Source organism: Chryseobacterium sp. 2VB (assembly GCF_005503635.1).
Lineage (GTDB): Bacteria > Bacteroidota > Bacteroidia > Flavobacteriales > Weeksellaceae > Chryseobacterium > Chryseobacterium cupriresistens.
Map to the genome: position 1 here is coordinate 15,249 of NZ_SCNC01000032.1, position 18,222 is coordinate 33,470.

Genomic DNA, 18,222 nt, shown 5'->3' on the forward strand with positions numbered 1-18,222 from the left:
ATAAAAATTATGAACAAAAATATATCACATTATAAGGAAAAACAGTATCTTTGATTCACTTCTTTTACACCAAATGTCAAAATCCTGATTGACTTTAAATGTTCAGGGATATACAAAACAAAATATTATTAACTATGAAAAATGCCAAAGTATTAAGCAGAGATGCTCAGAAATCTATCAATGGCGGAGCAGCAGGACGTTTTTGCTGCGAGTACAATTACAAAGGACAATGTATCCTGTGGATCGGACCGGGGCAGTATTGCCCGTAAACCCGTTACCTGATAACAATTGAAGATAAAGCCGGAAATTTCCGGCTTTACTTTTTTAACTTAAATGTTCTTTTACATTCTTTTTATAGGTTCTCCCCAATGGAAGTTCATCACCGTTTTTCAAAAAAACATGGCTGGAATTATACGAATTAATATGTTCTGATAATACAATATAAGACTTATGGATCCGGATAAATCCCAAATGCTGAAATTTCTCTTCAAAATTGGACATTCTCTCCAGAATCATATATTTTTTCAAAGGCGTCATCAAAACAATATATTCACCGAATCCCTGTATCCACAGAATATCTTTAAGGAAAACCTTGTTCATCACATAATTGGATTTGAACATAATAAAATCTTCCTGCTGCCGGCTGCCGGCCGAACTTTTAAACTGAACAAAATCCCTTGCTTTATGGACTGCTTTTTTAAAGGTATCAAAATCCACAGGCTTGATAAGATAATGAACGACATCCAGCTCAAAGGCTTTCACTGCATATTTTGTTTCCAGGGTAAGAAAAATACACAACGGCGGATCAGGAAGCTGCTGCAAAAGCTCTACTCCATTGATGCCGGGCATATTGATATCAAAAACAACCAGATCTACTTTATGGGTCTTCAGAAATGCAAGCGCTTCCTCCGGTTTCTGAAATGAAGCCAGCAGATCAACTCCTTCAAGCTGATCACAATATTGTTTTACAAGCTGTAATGCAGGATATTCATCATCTACATTAACGATAGTCAGGTTAGCCATTGATAATAATTGTTAAAGCAATTTTATATTGATCATTTTCTTTCGGGCCGGAATAAAATTCATACTGATCAGGATAAAATTTTTCCAATATATGAATTATGGCTTCATTTCCCAACCCGTGATAATCAGATTCAGCGACAAGAGTTCCATCTTTCCCGACAGAATTTATAATTTCAAAATACAGTTCGGAGCGCTCAATATGACAGAATAATTTTATAAAAGCGTGAGCATCTTCTCCTATTGCCGAATGTTTTAAAGCATTTTCAAATAATGTAAGGAGTATAGCGGACGGTATTTCAGCAATTTCAAATTCTTCCTGATCTTCAATATCCATGACAATATCCAGCTGATTATTATATTTAAGCTGATACAAAGCGGCAAGTGCCTTCAGGGAAGAAAATTCCTGAGAAACGGTTACTTTTTCTTTCCCGCTGTCATAAATAATATATTTCAAAAGCTTGCTCAACTGCAAAATAGAATCCGATGTCTTCTCCGAATGGGTCACACTGTTGGCATAGATATTATTAAGGGTATTCAGCAAAAAATGAGGGTTCAGTTTAGACTTCAGCAAATCAAGATAAAGCTGATCTTTTTCTTCTCCAAGGCTGATCACATCCTGTTCTATTAAAAATTTGTCTTTGGTAATTCCCAAAAAAGAGCCTACCAGAATGATGATTCCCTGTGAGACATACACGTTATACAAGAATCCGACGTGGTAGCCTTTACCACTGAAATCCATCTGAAAAACGGCAGGTTCCCAAAGAATTCTGAAAAGACTGGACCCCAGAAAAAGGATCAGAGCATAGAGGATAAACTCCGGGTATTTATTGGACAAATAGAACCGGGGAACCAGATAATAGTACACCAGATAGTAAATTCCCACATTGAAAATGGTGTTCAAAATAATGCTTATTACCAACTGAGTTGAGTTCAGGAAGTAGTTTTCGGTGAAATAAGTCATCAAAATGAAGATAAAAAGGAAAAAAACATGCTGAAACCTCAACAAAAAATTCCAACGGTACTTCATAAGACTTTCCAGAATTTTACCACTAAATAAAATTCTGATAATCAATAATATAAAAATAAAATTAATGATTAAAAACATAGTCCATACCTTATTTTGAAACGCCTCAAATATAAATATCTTTTTGTCTCAAAATGCAGTTCGTTGAGAAAAACTGTCATTGATTGAAAAATTCCAGAGCCGCTCTTTCTAATAAATATATTTGAAAAAGTACAATATTAACCCAATATTATATGAAAATCAATATAAAATTAACCCTTATTTTATCATTATGTTTATTCAACGGACTTTATAGCCAGAGTAAAGATAATTACAATATGTGGTTTCAGTACCTGATGTCAGCAAAACTTACCGATAAAAGTACTTTAACGGCACTTACCCAGTACCGTTCCTTCGATCTGGCTTATGACACAAGACTTTTTCTGGTAAATGCCTATGTAGATTATGAAGTAGCTGAAAATATTAGACCTGCCGCAGGAGCTATGTTTCTGATCCTCGAATCTTATAATGCCGACGATTCTAAAAAGATAAGATATGAAAAAAGACCATTCCAGCAGGTAACTGCTGATTATTATATCGGAAGGACATCAGTTTCCAACCGTCTTAGGGTGGAAGAGCGTTTTCTCAGCAACCCCAATGAATTTGAGGTAAGACTCCGGTATCTGATCTCTGTACGTATTCCCTTCAACAAAAAAGGAGAAAAAGAAAAACTCTACGGTATTCTTAAAAATGAAATAAGAATGAATATGGATAAAGCAGAACCTTTCGACAGCAATCGTATTACGGCAGGCCTGGGAATAAAAGTGGGAAAAAATTCTGCTCTGGAACTAGCCTTTATCAATCAGATGGAAACCGGAAAAACAAGCAATTACGGATTTATAGGCTTCAGAAACAGTTTTGACTGGAGAAAAAAGAAACAACAATAACCTCATTAATATTTATAGATAACTATGCTTACATTTCTTGGTTTTTTAATGATTTTCATCTTCATGATCCTGATCATGAACAAAAAGATGACCCCGCTTACGGCTTTGGTCATTGTGCCGGTAACTATAGCCCTTTTTGCAGGCTTTGGTCCTCAGTTGGGGGACATGATGAAAAACGGTGTCAAAGAAATAGCTCTGACCGGTGTTATGCTGATCTTTGCGATCCTTTATTTCAGTTTAATGATAGATACGGGACTTTTTGAACCGTTAGTGAATATAATTTTAAAAGCAGTTGGAGACAATCCCATCAAAACAACAATAGGAACTGCTGTTCTTACAGCATTGGTTTCATTGGATGGTGATGGTTCATCTACCTATTTAATTGTCGTGGCTGCTATGCTTCCGTTATATAAAAAACAAGGGATGAATCCGCTGATTCTTACCTGTATTATTATGCTTGCCGGGCAGATTATGAATATTCTTCCCTGGGGAGGACCAACAGCAAGGGTAATGAGTTCCCTGAAGCTTGGCCACACTGAAATATTTGTGCCTATGATTCCTATTATGGCAATAGGTATCCTGTGGGTTATATTTGTTGCCTATATTTTGGGCAGAAGGGAAAAAATACGAATCGCAAAACATGGTAGGTTTACACGCTACAACAGCAATGATATTATTGGCGAAGCAGATCCTGCACTTCGCCGCCCGAAACTGATTCTGATCAATCTTGCTCTTACCATTACCCTTTTGGTAGTCATGATTCTTGATATTGTTCCTTTAGGGATTGCCTTTATGATTGCTTTCTGTATCGCTTCCATCATCAATTATCCCAAATTAAAAGACCAGCAGAAAATCATTTCCAAACATGCAGGAAATGCCCTATCAGTGGCCGGAATGATCTTTGGAGCGGGAATTTTTACGGGAATCCTGAACGGATCGGGTATTATGCAGGCAATGGGAAACAGTATGATAGAAATAGTTCCTAAGAGCTGGGGCGGCTATATGAATATTGTGACAGCCTTATTCAGTATCCCGTTTACTTTTTTCCTATCCAATGATGCCTACTACTTTGGAATATTGCCCATTATCGTTGCTACCGGTCATCAATTGGGAATTTCACCGGAAATATTGGGAAGAGCAAGTCTTATCGGGCAGGGTTCTCACCTTCTCAGTCCATTGGTTCCGTCTACTTATCTGTTGGTATCGCTGGCGGGTGTGGAATTTTCAGATCATTTGAAATATACATTAAAGTGGGCCTTAGGATCATCAGTTATCATGTTGCTGAGTGCATTGATTCTTGGTATTATATAAGGTTATATCTTTGAATTTCGTAATCTTATTATCTATAAAAAAGTGAATGATGAAAACTGTTAAGCAAAAAACATTTACAGACTCCTATTTAAGAAACCTTACCCTGTATGTTTTCACGGCTATTATCTGTGGCGCATTAACGGGTTATTATTTTCCGGAAGTCGGTAAACAGCTGGAAAAGGTAAGCAGTTACTTTTTTGTGCTTCTTGAAGTGTTGATCATTCCTGTTATTTTTATTGCGGTGACTTATGGCGTAAGCTATATTTTCAGCACTAAAAATGCTTTTAAAATTGTAATCCAGATGGTTCTGTATTTTTTAATCATCACTTCCATAAGCATTGTATTGGGAATCGGGTCCGGTCTTCTTTTAAAACCGGGAGCCAACACGGGAATTATTATTTCTTCGCACAAGGCACTTCCGGAAAGATTTTTAACAACGGCCAGCAACCCACTGCATATCAGCAACTATGTACTTTTTCTGTTCATATCCATATCTGCGGGAGTTGTGATTGGTGTTTCGAAGAAGAGAAATAACATCTTTAAAGCTTTAGACGCAGGAAGAAATCTGTTTTTCAGGCTCATCAAATATGTGTATCTGTTTCTGCCGATAGTCATTTTCTGTAACATCGCTTATGGCATTTCGGTATATGGAATCAATACTTTGCTGCCTTTAAGTAAAATTGTGGCCACTGTATATCTTACCAGTGTATTTTTTATTTTCGGAATATTAGGGATTGTAACGGCTTACTTTAAAATCAATCTCTGGGATTTTTTAATCAGCATCAAAGAAGAAATCATTCTTGTAGTAGCCACTTCTTCTTCCAAGATGGCGTTCCCTATGATTTTTGATAAAATGGAATCTCAGGGTTATGACCGGAAAATTCTTCGTCTTATAATTCCTCTCGGATACAATTTTAATCTGGCGGGCGCCTGCATTTATCTTTCAATATCGTGTATTTTCCTGGTCCAGTTATATAATATCCCTCTTACGTTACAAGATTATTTCTGGCTTTTTATCACCATTTCCATTGCTTCCAAAACAGCTTCGGGAGTACCGGGATCAGGTTTTCTTGCGCTGATGTTTACCCTAAGCAGGTTTGGAAAAATTCCCACTACAGATCTTGCATTGCTGTACAGTGTAGACCGCTTTATGAATGAAGCCAGATCTGTCACCAATTTCATCGGCATTTCAGTTTCCGCTGCCATTATTTCAAAACTTAATCAAAATTCTATTCCTTTAAAAAATGATGTTTCCTGATTTTACCCACCTTTTCAATGACATATTACAAAACCCTGCAAAATCGGCTGCCATTATCGGCAATCTGATCCTTATTGAAAGCCTTCTCTCCGTAGACAATGCCGCCGTATTGGCAACCATCGTCATGGACCTGCCCGAACATCAAAGAAAAAAAGCCCTGAAATATGGAATTCTTGGAGCTTATGTATTTCGCGGGCTTGCTCTTATTTTCGCCTCCGTACTCATTTCCGTCTGGTGGCTGAAACCACTGGGAGGATTATACCTGATCTATATTTCCTTTGACTGGTTTGTCAAAAAAATAAAAAACACAAATGATGAAGAAAATCCGGAGGAAAACCCCGACAAAGAATCCAGCTGGCTGTATAAAAATTCAATTGGATTGCTGGGCCAGTTCTGGGCAACGGTTGCTATTGTGGAAGTGATGGATCTTGCTTTTTCTATCGATAATGTCTTTGCAGCAGTGGCTTTTTCAGATAATTTACTTTTAATCACACTGGGTGTTTTTATTGGAATTTTAGCGATGAGATTTATTGCGCAGTGTTTTGTCCGTTTGATGCAGGTATTTCCTTTTCTGGAAACAGCGGCTTTTATTGTCATTGCCATTTTAGGAATTAAATTAAGTCTGTCCTTATACGAGCACTTCTACCCTGCTACGGCATTCGCTCATTTCTTAGGCAGCCATACCATGGAAATTTTAGTTTCCGCCATTACCGTTCTGTTGTTTGTAGTACCGGTAGCAACCAGTTATCTTTTGGGATTTCCGGCCCGCAAAAAATAATTTTTCTGCCAAATTTTCACATTCGGAAATAAAAATCTGCCATTTCAGCCATCAGCGTCTCATGGCATACATTTAGAGAATTACAACACAGAAATAATTAAAAAATTAAATATATTATGTCAGTAAACTTTAAACCATTGGCAGACAGAGTTCTGGTAGAGCCAATCGCAGCAGAAACTAAAACAGCTTCAGGAATCATTATCCCGGACACTGCAAAGGAAAAGCCGCAAGAAGGTACTGTAGTAGCAGTAGGTCCTGGTAAAAAAGACGAGCCTACAACGGTTCAGGTAGGTGACAAAGTACTTTATGGTAAATATTCAGGTTCTGAATTGAAGTTGGAAGGTAAAGATTATTTGATCGTAAGAGAAGCTGATTTATTGGGAATCATCGGGTAAGCTTCTGGCTATTGGCTTCTGGCAAATGGCTTTTTTTCTACATGAAAATTAATGTATGAGAGATTTTAAAAAGTTTGAAGTATGGCAATTAAGTCATCAGTTGACATTGAAAATTTATACTTCAACCAGAAGTTTTCCAAAAGAGGAAATTTTTGGACTCACCTCTCAAATCAGAAGATCATTTGCATCTATTGGATATAATATCTCAGAAGGAAGCGGCAGAAATTCAGATAAAGAATTTGCCAATTTCATTAATATTGCTCTGGGATCATCCAATGAAGCCGAAAACCAATTAATTCTCGCCAAAGATTTAGGATACATTCATGAAAATGATTATCACAATCTTTTGGAAGAGTTGACAACATTAAAGAAAAAGCTTGTCACTTTGTGGAACAGGCTCAATGGAAATTAAAAATTAAAGTTAAACACGCGAATTGCAAAAGCTAAAAGCAAAAAGCAAGTCGCCAAAAGCTAAACAAACATGGCAAAAGAAATAAAATTCGATATTGAATCAAGAGACGCTCTAAAAAGAGGGGTTGATGCATTAGCAAATGCAGTAAAAGTAACTTTAGGTCCTAAAGGGAGAAACGTAGTAATCGAAAAATCTTTCGGTGCTCCACACGTAACTAAGGATGGTGTTTCTGTAGCAAAAGAAATCGAACTTGAAGATAAGGTAGAAAACATGGGAGCTCAGATGGTAAAAGAAGTAGCTTCCAAAACCAACGATATCGCAGGAGACGGTACTACTACCGCTACTGTATTGGCACAGGCTATCGTAAGAGAAGGTCTTAAGAACGTAGCTGCCGGTGCTAACCCAATGGATCTTAAAAGAGGGATCGACAAAGCGGTAACTGCTGTTGTGGAAAACCTTAAATCTCAATCTCAGGAGGTTGGAGATTCTTCAGAAAAAATCAAGCAGGTTGCTTCTATCTCTGCCAACAACGATGATACCATCGGTTCTTTAATCGCTGAAGCGTTCGGAAAAGTAGGTAAAGAAGGAGTAATCACTGTAGAGGAAGCTAAAGGTACTGATACAACCGTAGACGTTGTAGAAGGTATGCAGTTCGACAGAGGATACCAGTCACCTTACTTCGTGACGAATCCTGAGAAAATGTTAGCTGAACTTGAAAACCCATATATCCTTTTAGTAGAGAAGAAAATTTCTTCAATGAAAGAATTGCTACCGGTTCTTGAGCCAATTGCACAAGGTGGTAAGTCTTTATTAATCATCTCTGAAGAAGTTGAAGGGGAAGCTTTAGCTACTTTGGTGGTAAACAAACTAAGAGGTTCTCTTAAAATTGCTGCTGTAAAAGCTCCGGGATTCGGGGACAGAAGAAAAGCAATGTTAGAAGATATCGCGATCCTTACAGGTGGACAGGTGATCTCTGAAGAGCAAGGTTTCACAATGGAAAACATCTCTTTGGATATGCTTGGAACTGCTGAGAAAGTAACGATCGACAAAGACAACACTACAGTTGTAAACGGTGGTGGTGACGAAGCGAAAATCAAAGGAAGAGTAGCTCAGATCAAAGCTCAGATGGAAACTACAACTTCTGACTACGACAGAGAAAAACTTCAGGAAAGATTAGCTAAGTTAGCTGGTGGTGTTGCTGTTCTTTACGTAGGAGCTGCTTCTGAAGTAGAAATGAAAGAGAAAAAAGACAGAGTAGATGATGCCCTACACGCTACAAGAGCTGCTGTTGAAGAAGGTATCGTTGCCGGTGGTGGTGTTGCTTTAGTAAGAGCCATCTCTGCACTTGACAATCTTTCAGGATCTAACGCTGACGAAACTACAGGGATCAAAATCGTGAAAAGAGCGATCGAAGAGCCATTAAGACAAATCGTTGCCAACGCAGGTGGTGAAGGTTCTGTAATCGTTGCTAAAGTAGCAGAAGGTTCAGGAGACTTCGGATACAACGCGAAAACTGATGAGTACGTTCACATGCTTGAAGCAGGAATCATTGACCCAACTAAAGTAACAAGAGTTGCCCTTGAAAACGCAGCTTCTGTATCTGGAATGCTTCTTACCACTGAATGTGTGATCACTGAAGTGAAGAGCGCTGAACCAGCTATGCCAATGGGTGGTGGGATGCCAGGAATGATGTAATAGCGTGTCGCTGAGACAAATTTAATATATAAACCGCTCTGCTTTTGTAGGGCGGTTTTTATTTCATAAAAAAAACTATGCTTTTTTACTTGAAAATCTATTCGCAATTATATATACTGATGTAATTCATAAAAAAGGGTTTTAGCCCACTGTACGAGCTGTACTAGAACCGAAATCGATCAAAATTTTGTAACTTGCAACCAATTATATAGACAAATTTAAAATGGAAGAATTAATACAAAGCATAAAGAGTTTAGCAGAGATTTATTCAACAAACTTGAAAGGTAAAATTGAAGCGAGAGCAGAAGAAATGAAAGCTGATGACAATGCTCACTATCTTATCTATCGTGTATTGGGGATTTCATTAGAACAAGGGCAACTTATAGACAGTTATCAAAATACAGGACGTTTTTTATATAAATACGCAGGTTCTTTTCTTGAAGCATCTGCAACTTTGTGCCTAAATTATAAATTTCCAGAAGGCATTAAGACAAAAGTAGAAAATACTATCGGTCAAAGACCTAAAACTTTTGAAATTGATTTTTTAAATGACAATGATGCCATCGAAGTAAAATGGAAAGATGCAACAACTGATGGAGATCACATAACAAAAGAACATACAAGAGTCCAAGTCATTAAAAACCACGGATACAAACCTATTCGGATTATGTTTTTTTATCCACAAAGAGCACAGGCAATAAGAATTCAACAAACATTGAAAACACTTTATGCTGGTGTTGATGGAGAATATTATGGAGGAGATGAAGCTTGGGATTTTTTAAAAGCATATTCTGGAGTTGATCTAAAAGCTATTTTAACTGAAATTGCTAACGAAAGAACACCACAAGATGGAAATTAATAGAATAATTCACGGAAATTGTGTTGAAAAACTCAAAGAGATTGAGGTCAACAAAGTTGATTTGATTTATTTTGACCCACCATTTTTCACTCAAAGAAAACACTCTTTAACAAATAGAGACAATTCTAAAACTTATGAATTTGATGATAAATATAATTCTATTGAAGAATATTTAGCAGTAATAGAAAATGTCTTAAAGCAATCAAAAAGAGTCTTAAAAGACACTGGCAGTGTATTCCTACATTGTGACAAAAACGCATCACACTACATAAGAATTATTATGGACAAAATTTTTGGACGTAATAATTTTCAAAGTGAGATTATTTGGTGTTACAAGCGTTGGTCAAATGCAAAAAAAGGGCTTTTAAATGCTCATCAAGTAATATTTTTTTATTCAAAAACACAAAATTTCAAATTTAATACACTTTATACTGACTATTCTGCTACCACAAATCTTGATCAAATTTTACAAGACAGAGAAAGAAATGAAAAAGGAAAATCGGTTTATAAAAGAGATGAAAATGGAAATCCAATTTTAGGAAAAGAAAAAAAAGGGGTACCTCTTTCAGACGTTTGGGAAATACCATATCTAAATCCAAAAGCAAAAGAAAGAACTGGCTATCCAACTCAAAAACCTGTTTTATTATTAAATCAAATACTAAATATAGTAACAGAAGAAGGCGATTTAGTTCTCGACCCATTTTGTGGAAGTGGAACTACCTGTGTTTCTGCAAAGTCATTAAAGAGAAATTTTATTGGAATAGATATTTCCTCTGATGCTGTGGAGTTAGCTAATGCTCGGTTGGAAGAAATGATTATTTCCTCTTCGAACTTATTGAATAAAGGAACAAATGAATATTTTGAAAAGACAGATAAAGAACTTGCAATTCTTCAAAATATTAATGCTTTTCCTGTTCAACGAAATTCAGGAATTGACGGTTTTTTAAAAGAACATTATGACGGAATGCCGGTACCAGTGAAAATTCAAACAGAATATGAAAGCATAGAAGATGCAATTGAAAAATTAGAAAAAGCTACTTATGGAAAAGATTATAAAATGAAAATTTTAATCCAGACAAGAGAAGCTGGAATAAGCAGACTTTTCGGATTTGAAACGAACGTAACAATATTGAAATCTCTTGAATTACAAGCAAAAGAACTTACTAATAAAAACAGCGAACGCATAACAAAAGTTTTACGATAGTAAGACGAAAATGCAAAGTTCAACAGTAGTTCTTCGATTGTTCCACCATCACAGAGTCTCCTGATTTCAAGCCAATAAAATAAAGCCAATCTATTAAAAAACAAGCTCCGAAGTCTTCATACTTCGGAGCTTGTTTTATTTATCTAATTCAGAATAATACTCTTCAAAATCAAAAACAATATCAAATAATTCTTTGGGATGTATTCTCAACCCGGTTGCAATTTCAATGAAAGTACTGAGTTGACAATCGATCTTGTTATTAGCAACATCACTAATTCTTGCAGCAGTAACATTACATCTTTCAGAAACCTTAGAATAAGGAGTTTCTCCTTTTATTTCTTTTATTTTTTCTGAAACTATTTTTTTGATTTCATCAGTCTTAAACTCGTTCATAATCGCACTGTTTGGTGCAAATTGGAATTATTGGTAAAAATTTTCATTACCGAATTCGGTAATATAAAGATATTTTTATTATATTTGTCTATAGATTACATTTGAAGATGTAATTTTGCGATACTTCAACGAAATATAGAAGCTATTGCTTAGAATCTTGTAATAGAAAACTGGTAATTTTTAAGAGACAAGAAGATAAGCAGGAAGCTCACGACCTAGGCGTGGGCTCTCCTTATCTGTCTCAAGGTATACCAGTGCCCCTATTACAGATATTGTAGAGTCTCATGCCGTTTTTATTTCCATGCTGTTTTGCTTTTCTACAATGTTTTTCTAAGCCTGCTTTTCCATATAAAGTATCATGATACGGTACAATGGAGTGTACAATCCATTGCGGCTTTCGGGCTTTCAGAAAAACACAAATTCTATCATATTACCCTTGGTTCGTATGGGCAGGAAGTTCAGGCATTGCCGGGGCTTCCTCCTTTACAACCAGTAAAAAAACACAAAAACATGACAAAAACCAAAGCAGATATTCAACCCCAGCCCGGGAAAAGCCGAAAAAAGAACGGCGGCTTACAGCGGATAGAAACCTTCTTCCGGTTCAATGATCTGGAAACCTCCAAAAAGAAACTCAACAGCATTATGAATCATGCCATAAAAAGAAATAGCTGGATCAAAGAAGATCCGTCCGTTATCTATCATTTTCACCAGTGTATGCAGTCGTTTGTACAGGCAGGCTATCTCATGGCACTGAAGGAAAAGAAACAGGTCTTCAATACTGAGGCAGAAGAGGTCTCTCCTCCTTTTCTTGGCTTACTGTCTGAGAAAGAATACCGAAATCCTCTGTTGGTCTTCAAAAAAGCATTCAAAGAATACAGCGTACAGGAATTTAATTATTTTTTGTCCGGGATGGTCTATTTATCCCTCAGAGTTTACCACAACCTGCCGGAAAGGAATATCATAAGTCCATACCTCCATCTGATCAAAATGCTGGATGCAGCATACCTCATTCTTGAAAGAAGAGGAAAACAATAAAGCTTTAAAAATTAAATTGAAAGTGGTTTTGTCTGTATTCAGAAATTAATATACTAACCGTTCTACTTTTGTAGGATGGTTTTTTATGGTTTTCCGTAAGGAATAATACCATTTGTTTTTTAACTTAGTAAAACAGTATTCAAATAAAGAATAGGTAATTACAAAATTGTATTTATTATCTAATAACTATTAACCCATGAATAAATTAAGTCAAGAACAAATTAATTTTCTAAACGACCAGAAAATTGATCTAAAATATATATTCAATGCTGAAGGATTAAAAAAAGATGAATATAGAAAAATAATGAAAGATTTAAATAAGTTTATAGCTTTCAATGTTACAGCATGTAAAGCAAAAGGTCATACATTAAGAACAAGAAGCGGGCATTGTTGTCAATGTGATACTTCTAAAATTGAATTTCAAAAAAGAGCTGACTCGAGTGGAGTAACCTATTTGGCAGCATCTCTGCATGGAGAAATTATTAAAGTCGGATTTACAAAAGCTATAGAAGTAAGATCTGAGTCTCTAAATAGAACCAAATATGCTAATTTGATAGATTGGAAAATATTATTCGCAATTAAAAGTAATCATGCCGGGAGAATTGAAAACATAGCAAATACTGAATTACAAAAACATTTCATTTCTAGAAGATATGATCATGACAACCACTGTCAAGAAGCATACGAAACATTCCACTGTTCGTATTCTAAAGGAAGAGAACTTATATTAACTATTTGCAACAATAATAAATTCACATACGAAATTATTGAGGATTCAAAATCAAATAGATTTGAGTTTAGAAATTTAATAAAAAAATAATAACAAATCCCGCTCCGCAAAGTCTCCAACTCTGCACAAAAAAATAAAGAAACCCGAAGTCTGGACTTCGGATTTCTTATACGTATATAATCTCCAATGACTCTGAATTTGGAAAATGTAAGGTATTCAGTATAAATGGGCATTTAAAGTGAATACTGGGCCGTTTAATACTGCTGCAATAAATACTTTAAAATATCTGTAGTAGTTACAATACCTTTTAGGTCACCATTTTCTACCACCGGAACAGAATGAAAACTGTGTTCGGATAAAATCTCTGCCACTTCCTTTATGGTAGTATCAGGATTTACAGTGAGAGGAGCTTTTGTCATCACCTGCGAAATAGTAAATACGTCGTATACCACTGCTGATACAGGAACATCTTCCGCATCATCCGATTGTTCTACATCTGCATAGCTGATTTTTAATAAATCACTATAACTTAATACACCTAATAACTTTTGATTTTCCACAACCGGAATATGCCTGATTTTATTTTTTTTAAATAAATTTTCAGCCTCATACAATGATTGTGTAAGATTGAGTGTAATCAGGTCTTTAGTCATAATTTGGGAAATTGGAACTCTTTGTTTCATAGCATTTTTGTTTAGATTATTGTGAAAATTTACAATGAAAAACGAACCTTAAATCCCTTTTTCATACTCAAAGTTAGCGAAGAAACATCTGCCTCATCATACCATTGCAGCTGATATTTATCAATTTTTCCCGCTGTATGATATATAAAATATCATGGGTTCATTTTGGGAAATTTTTAAAGATTTTTTTAAATTTAATACATAATTTTCAGGACTTTACCCCCAAAAAAAACAATCGGTTCTTCGTATCCCGCTCCGCAAAGTCTCCCGACTTTGCGTAAAAAATAAAGCACCTCTACCCTCTTCTATAAATCCTTCAGCCTCTGGTATAGGTTCCTCCAGCCACTTCATGAAGTATCTCCAGCCCCTTCCATAAGTCCTTACAGCCCCTTGGGTAAGGAAGTATCTCCCCTTCGGAACGGCCTCTACCCCCTTATGCAACCCCCTATAACCACTTCATAAAGCCCCTCTATCCCCTTCCATAAGCCCCTTTACCCTCTTGGATAAGGGGCTATACCCCCTTCATGAACCCCCTCTATCCCCTTCGGTAAGGGGGTAGCGATACCTGATGAAATATAAAGTGTGATTGAAATCGACCATTTTTTAAAAAATAACCTCATGCTTGTCTGAATAAAGTAATTTTAAAATTCTCTTCAACTTTTTCCTATCTTTAAACCATGATACCATTGAAAACAAAATTATTATTCCTTTCATTTTTGGGCCCACTGCTCGCCCATGCACAAACACTTCAATTTAAAACGCTCGCCAATATGTCTGCAGGCAGAGGAGCCCTATCCAGTGTCATCGTAGATGATAATATCTATGTGAGCAACGGATATCAGGAAAGCGGAGGTATGGCCAATTATATTGAAAAATACAATATTACAGACAACAAATGGAGTGTTCTCAATGCAACTATCAGCCCTAAAAAATTTGCTAATGCGGAGACGTATAATAATAAAATGTATATTTTTAACGGTTGGGGAAACAGCCATCTTGAAATTGTAGATCTTGCAACCCTGAAAGTAACAAAGGGAGCTGTTAACCGCTCCTATACAGGAAATGCTGGTTCTGCCATCCATAACGGAAAAATATATGTGTTCGGCGGCAGCGGACTCAACGGCGCTGCAACCACTGCCTTTTCCAACAGGTTCCAATACTATGATATTGCTTCCAACACATGGCATCCATTACCGGATATGCCCACCGCCAGAGAAGCAAAGGGCAAAATTGTAAATGATAAATTGTATGTCATTGGCGGTTTCAACGGTACCTCATCCCGCCTGATCAATATCTATGACATCAATACCAATCGCTGGACCGATCAGATTACGATGCCAGCCGGGATATCAGGACATTCATTAGCGGTATCCGGTGATAAGATTTTCATTGCAGGAGGTTATAATAATCAGACGTTTCTGGCCTATTTCGATACCGCAACCCATAAATTCCATCAGCTGTCATCCAATATGATTCCCAGAAGACACGCTGCAGCAGAAGTATACAATGATAAATTATACATCATCGGCGGAAGTACTACGTCTGTAACCAAATCAGCTATTAAAAGTACACAGGCGGCTGATATTTCTGAAAGTGCCCTCTCTTCCAATACAGCCAATGAAGACCGTGAGACCAAAACAAGAGTCTATACCAATGCATCCAGAGACGGTTTTATCATCAGCAATAAAAATAACAGCAATCAGTTTGAATTTACCGTCTACTCTTTAGATGGAGAAGTGATCAACAGGGGCTTTGCCTACTATAACAGAAATATAGATTTATCCAAAGTACAAAGAGGAACTTATATCTTTAGTTTTAAAGATGAGAAAGGGGTTTTACAGAAGATTAAAATTGTAAGATGATAGTAAGTGTTATTTATTAGATATTTGCATTAGCACCATAATCCATTAAAACAGCTTTGATGGATTTACAGGATTTGAAAACCAATAACCATACTATGACTGCTCAGGAACTTCAAACATTACTCACCGAAAGAGCTGAAAAATTTCATCTCAAAAATGAAGCATTTCACACGCTCCACAAAATACTCTCGGAAAATCCTGAAGAATTGATAGGAGGCTTTGCCCGCCACGAAATTACTTTTGTATTTGAGGGATACCAATATCTGATTGAACAGCAATACCGGGAACCTGTTATCCGGGCAAGAATAAGTCTTTGTGTGGAAAACGAAATCTATCTTAAAAACCTGGAACCCATCGGGTATTATGATCTTGAAATGGATTTTGATGGCGAAATAGTGGACGACTGGTTTGTTATCGAAAAGGAGAAATACCTGAAAGACATCGGAATCATATCCTATTTTCAGGAGATGAACAAAAAGACGCCTTCTCACTATTTAAAAGGAAATCATGATGAATATGAATTTCTTTCTTATCTATCTTTAATCGGAACTCTATTCATAAGCAAAGATTTTGAAGGCTCCGGAGTATTTGTCGACCGAGCAAGCACTTATTTAAAAGATCATTCTTTACCTGATAAAGATTACTTAAAGGAATGCAGGTATTTCCTGAAAATAATGAGCCGCTACCTGATAGAAAATAACCTGGTTTCTGAAGAACTGAAGCAGAAATTAGAAGATTATAAGATTAATAAGTGACAATTAGAAACTTGAATTAATATCATCAGATTAAATTATGCGCTGCAAATATCCAATCTATCTACTTCTAAGCCTTATCGTATTAAGCTGCCAAAGAAAAGATCAAGTTGTAAAAAGAGATCATGAGCCCGATATTCATATTCTGCAGGGAGAAGACACCGAAATGAATACTGCGATAGAAAATGCCCAAAAATCATTATATAAGTTCAAAGAAGCAATAGAAAGCCGCAATCCGGATTACTACAATTTTGCACTGAAAGAAAGATTTAACACCGCAGGTTCCGGAGGCGAGCATATCTGGATAAGTGAAGTTCAATATTCTGATGATAAATTCTATGGAATTGTAGATGGAGATCCCATATCAACAACAGAAGTAAAACTGGGAGATACTATTGAAATTAATCCACACAATATTACAGATTGGATGTATATCGATAAAAATATTGTGAAAGGAGGTTATACTACCAGAGTTTTAAGAAAAAGAATGTCACAAAAAGAACGTGAACAAATGGACAAAGAAAATGGTTTTACATTTGAAAATGAGTAAGCCTCATCATTTTCCCTTCCTTCATTTTTTATCCCTCCAACTTTCCCTTATATTTGTTTCAATAACGGTCTGATCAATGATGACGGCACAAACCAAACAAAAAATATGACAACAAAAGAAGACTTCTGGGACAGGAAAAAGAAATTAAATGATGATTTTTTCGTAATGAGTTCCCTGGCAAATCCGGCCACCGAAGAACAGATTACAAAGTATGAAGAAAGTACAGGTTTTACATTCAGTGAAGATGTTAAGGATTTCCTGACAACATTTGGATCCTTGCTTCTTGAAGTTAGAGAAGAAGTATGGAAGCGGCCCGAAGAATTTGATGTTCTTCCAGCCTGGAAATTCGGGTACGGCTTTTTTGTATATGGCCTTTCACAGGATAAAGAAATGCCTTCATGGATGGGTTTTGAAGAGAAACATGCCGAAGCTCTTGAATATAAAGAAAAGCCTCTGGGCCAATTATTTTTCAAACGCAGCGGAAATCTGTACAGAGCTTATACCGACAATGGAATCATAAAAATTGAATATGACAAATATGACGAGGAAGATTACGAAGTATTTGAAGGAAATATTTATGATTTCCTGATAGAGGAAATTAACAAATTAGAAGAAGATTATCAAGAATATATCAACGAAGGAAAATCCTGATCTGAATATGAAAAAAGCATTTGAGTTTCTCACCCATTTAAAAGAAAATAACAACCGGGAATGGTTCGCAAAGCATAAATCTGAATATGATACCATTGTGAAGGAAAATAAAGTTGTATTTACCCAGATCTACAATGAACTTCAGGAGCATGATCAGCTTAAAGGAATGCATATTTTCAGGATTTATAATGACGTCCGTTTTTCCAAAAACAAAACACCCTATAAAACCAATTTTGGAGTGGGATATTCCCGTTCGAAGCCCATGCTGAGAGGTGGATATTATATTCAGCTGGAACCGGGCAACAGTTTTGTAGGTGGTGGATTCTGGGGGCCTGAAGCCAAAGATTTACTTCGCATCCGTAAAGAATTTGAAATCAGCAGCAAAGAAATTGAAAAAATTATCGCTGATAAAACTTTTATACAATATTTCGGAGAACTTAAAGGAGACGCTGTAAAAACAGCACCGCGGGGTTTTGATAAAAATCATCCGGCTATTGATCTGATCAGGAAAAAACAATTCCTGGTGATGCGGAAATTTACAGATAAGGAGGTTCTGTCAGACAGCTTTCAGAAGGAAGCCATCCAGACCTTGCTGGCAATGCGTCCTTTTTTTGATTATATGAGTGAAGTGCTGACAACGGATCTCAATGGAGAGCTTTTGTACTAAATTTATACTTTACA

At 36.3% G+C, this 18,222-nt stretch carries 21 protein-coding genes; 17 read left to right on the top strand and 4 right to left on the bottom strand.

Translation table 11 applies throughout. The features are described from left to right. Positions 1 to 134: 134 nt before the first annotated feature. Positions 135 to 269, top strand: a complete 135-nt coding sequence (locus FFS26_RS22915; RefSeq protein WP_262484577.1) for a hypothetical protein — start codon at positions 135 to 137, stop codon at positions 267 to 269. A 55-nt stretch (positions 270 to 324) separates the two neighbouring features. On the opposite strand, the gene FFS26_RS20380 is transcribed toward FFS26_RS22915, so the two are convergent. Next, positions 325 to 1,023: a LytR/AlgR family response regulator transcription factor gene (locus FFS26_RS20380; RefSeq protein WP_137905981.1), complete on the bottom strand. Its 699-nt coding sequence runs from the start codon at positions 1,021 to 1,023 to the stop codon at positions 325 to 327. Beyond that, positions 1,016 to 1,984: a sensor histidine kinase gene (locus tag FFS26_RS20385; protein WP_228449468.1), complete on the bottom strand. Its 969-nt coding sequence runs from the start codon at positions 1,982 to 1,984 to the stop codon at positions 1,016 to 1,018. Before FFS26_RS20385 ends, FFS26_RS20380 begins: the two co-directional genes overlap by 8 nt. A gap of 296 nt (positions 1,985 to 2,280) precedes the next feature. Between FFS26_RS20385 and FFS26_RS20390 the strand changes: the two genes are divergently transcribed. The 9 genes from FFS26_RS20390 (at position 2,281) to FFS26_RS20430 (ending at position 10,885) form a co-directional block, all read left to right on the top strand. Next, on the top strand, positions 2,281 to 2,973 hold the full coding sequence (locus FFS26_RS20390) for a DUF2490 domain-containing protein (protein ID WP_110008148.1): 693 nt from the start codon (positions 2,281 to 2,283) through the stop codon (positions 2,971 to 2,973). A gap of 24 nt (positions 2,974 to 2,997) precedes the next feature. Continuing rightward, positions 2,998 to 4,284, top strand: coding sequence for a CitMHS family transporter (locus FFS26_RS20395; RefSeq protein WP_110008149.1), 1,287 nt, complete (start codon positions 2,998 to 3,000; stop codon positions 4,282 to 4,284). Positions 4,285 to 4,330: 46 nt separating this feature from the next. After that, entirely contained in the window at positions 4,331 to 5,542 is a 1,212-nt protein-coding gene (locus tag FFS26_RS20400) for a cation:dicarboxylate symporter family transporter (RefSeq protein WP_228449469.1), read from the top strand. Then, entirely contained in the window at positions 5,529 to 6,320 is a 792-nt protein-coding gene (locus FFS26_RS20405) for a TerC family protein (RefSeq protein WP_137905982.1), read from the top strand. Before FFS26_RS20400 ends, FFS26_RS20405 begins: the two co-directional genes overlap by 14 nt. 116 nt (positions 6,321 to 6,436) lie before the next feature. Beyond that, positions 6,437 to 6,715 (top strand): co-chaperone GroES, encoded by a 279-nt coding sequence (groES, locus tag FFS26_RS20410; protein WP_002976538.1) that lies wholly within the window; start codon positions 6,437 to 6,439, stop codon positions 6,713 to 6,715. A gap of 55 nt (positions 6,716 to 6,770) precedes the next feature. Beyond that, positions 6,771 to 7,127, top strand: coding sequence for a four helix bundle protein (locus tag FFS26_RS20415; RefSeq protein ID WP_110008151.1), 357 nt, complete (start codon positions 6,771 to 6,773; stop codon positions 7,125 to 7,127). A 69-nt stretch (positions 7,128 to 7,196) separates the two neighbouring features. Continuing rightward, positions 7,197 to 8,822, top strand: a complete 1,626-nt coding sequence (groL, locus tag FFS26_RS20420) for a chaperonin GroEL (RefSeq protein WP_062675889.1) — start codon at positions 7,197 to 7,199, stop codon at positions 8,820 to 8,822. Positions 8,823 to 9,045: 223 nt separating this feature from the next. Beyond that, entirely contained in the window at positions 9,046 to 9,681 is a 636-nt protein-coding gene (locus FFS26_RS20425; RefSeq protein WP_137905983.1) for an ApaLI family restriction endonuclease, read from the top strand. Then, positions 9,671 to 10,885, top strand: coding sequence for a DNA-methyltransferase (locus tag FFS26_RS20430; protein WP_137905984.1), 1,215 nt, complete (start codon positions 9,671 to 9,673; stop codon positions 10,883 to 10,885). The genes FFS26_RS20425 and FFS26_RS20430 overlap by 11 nt, the downstream gene beginning before the upstream one ends. A gap of 135 nt (positions 10,886 to 11,020) precedes the next feature. Here FFS26_RS20430 and FFS26_RS20435 read toward each other — a convergent pair whose 3' ends face one another. Then, positions 11,021 to 11,278, bottom strand: a complete 258-nt coding sequence (locus FFS26_RS20435) for an XRE family transcriptional regulator (RefSeq protein ID WP_137905985.1) — start codon at positions 11,276 to 11,278, stop codon at positions 11,021 to 11,023. Between the two features lie 309 nt (positions 11,279 to 11,587). Between FFS26_RS20435 and FFS26_RS20440 the strand changes: the two genes are divergently transcribed. After that, the gene (locus FFS26_RS20440; RefSeq protein ID WP_137905986.1) at positions 11,588 to 12,313 is read left to right on the top strand and encodes a hypothetical protein; all 726 of its coding nucleotides are present in this window, start codon (positions 11,588 to 11,590) and stop codon (positions 12,311 to 12,313) included. Positions 12,314 to 12,509: 196 nt separating this feature from the next. Further along, a complete protein-coding gene (locus tag FFS26_RS20445) occupies positions 12,510 to 13,133 on the top strand; it encodes a GIY-YIG nuclease family protein (RefSeq protein ID WP_137905987.1) in 624 nt (207 codons plus the stop codon). Between the two features lie 164 nt (positions 13,134 to 13,297). Here the strand turns inward: FFS26_RS20445 and FFS26_RS20450 are convergent, their stop codons facing one another. Continuing rightward, complete coding sequence (locus tag FFS26_RS20450) at positions 13,298 to 13,726, bottom strand: CBS domain-containing protein (RefSeq protein ID WP_137905988.1); 429 nt, start codon at positions 13,724 to 13,726, stop codon at positions 13,298 to 13,300. 677 nt (positions 13,727 to 14,403) lie between these two features. Here FFS26_RS20450 and FFS26_RS20455 point away from each other — a divergent pair. The 5 genes from FFS26_RS20455 (at position 14,404) to FFS26_RS20475 (ending at position 18,208) form a co-directional block, all read left to right on the top strand. Next, complete coding sequence (locus FFS26_RS20455) at positions 14,404 to 15,588, top strand: T9SS C-terminal target domain-containing protein (protein WP_137905989.1); 1,185 nt, start codon at positions 14,404 to 14,406, stop codon at positions 15,586 to 15,588. Positions 15,589 to 15,647: 59 nt separating this feature from the next. After that, the gene (locus FFS26_RS20460) at positions 15,648 to 16,343 is read left to right on the top strand and encodes a hypothetical protein (protein WP_137905990.1); all 696 of its coding nucleotides are present in this window, start codon (positions 15,648 to 15,650) and stop codon (positions 16,341 to 16,343) included. Between the two features lie 37 nt (positions 16,344 to 16,380). Next, positions 16,381 to 16,890, top strand: a complete 510-nt coding sequence (locus tag FFS26_RS20465) for a YegJ family protein (RefSeq protein ID WP_137905991.1) — start codon at positions 16,381 to 16,383, stop codon at positions 16,888 to 16,890. 105 nt (positions 16,891 to 16,995) lie between these two features. Beyond that, on the top strand, positions 16,996 to 17,541 hold the full coding sequence (locus FFS26_RS20470) for a hypothetical protein (protein WP_137905992.1): 546 nt from the start codon (positions 16,996 to 16,998) through the stop codon (positions 17,539 to 17,541). A gap of 7 nt (positions 17,542 to 17,548) precedes the next feature. After that, entirely contained in the window at positions 17,549 to 18,208 is a 660-nt protein-coding gene (locus FFS26_RS20475; protein ID WP_137905993.1) for a DUF2461 domain-containing protein, read from the top strand. Positions 18,209 to 18,222: the final 14 nt, after the last annotated feature.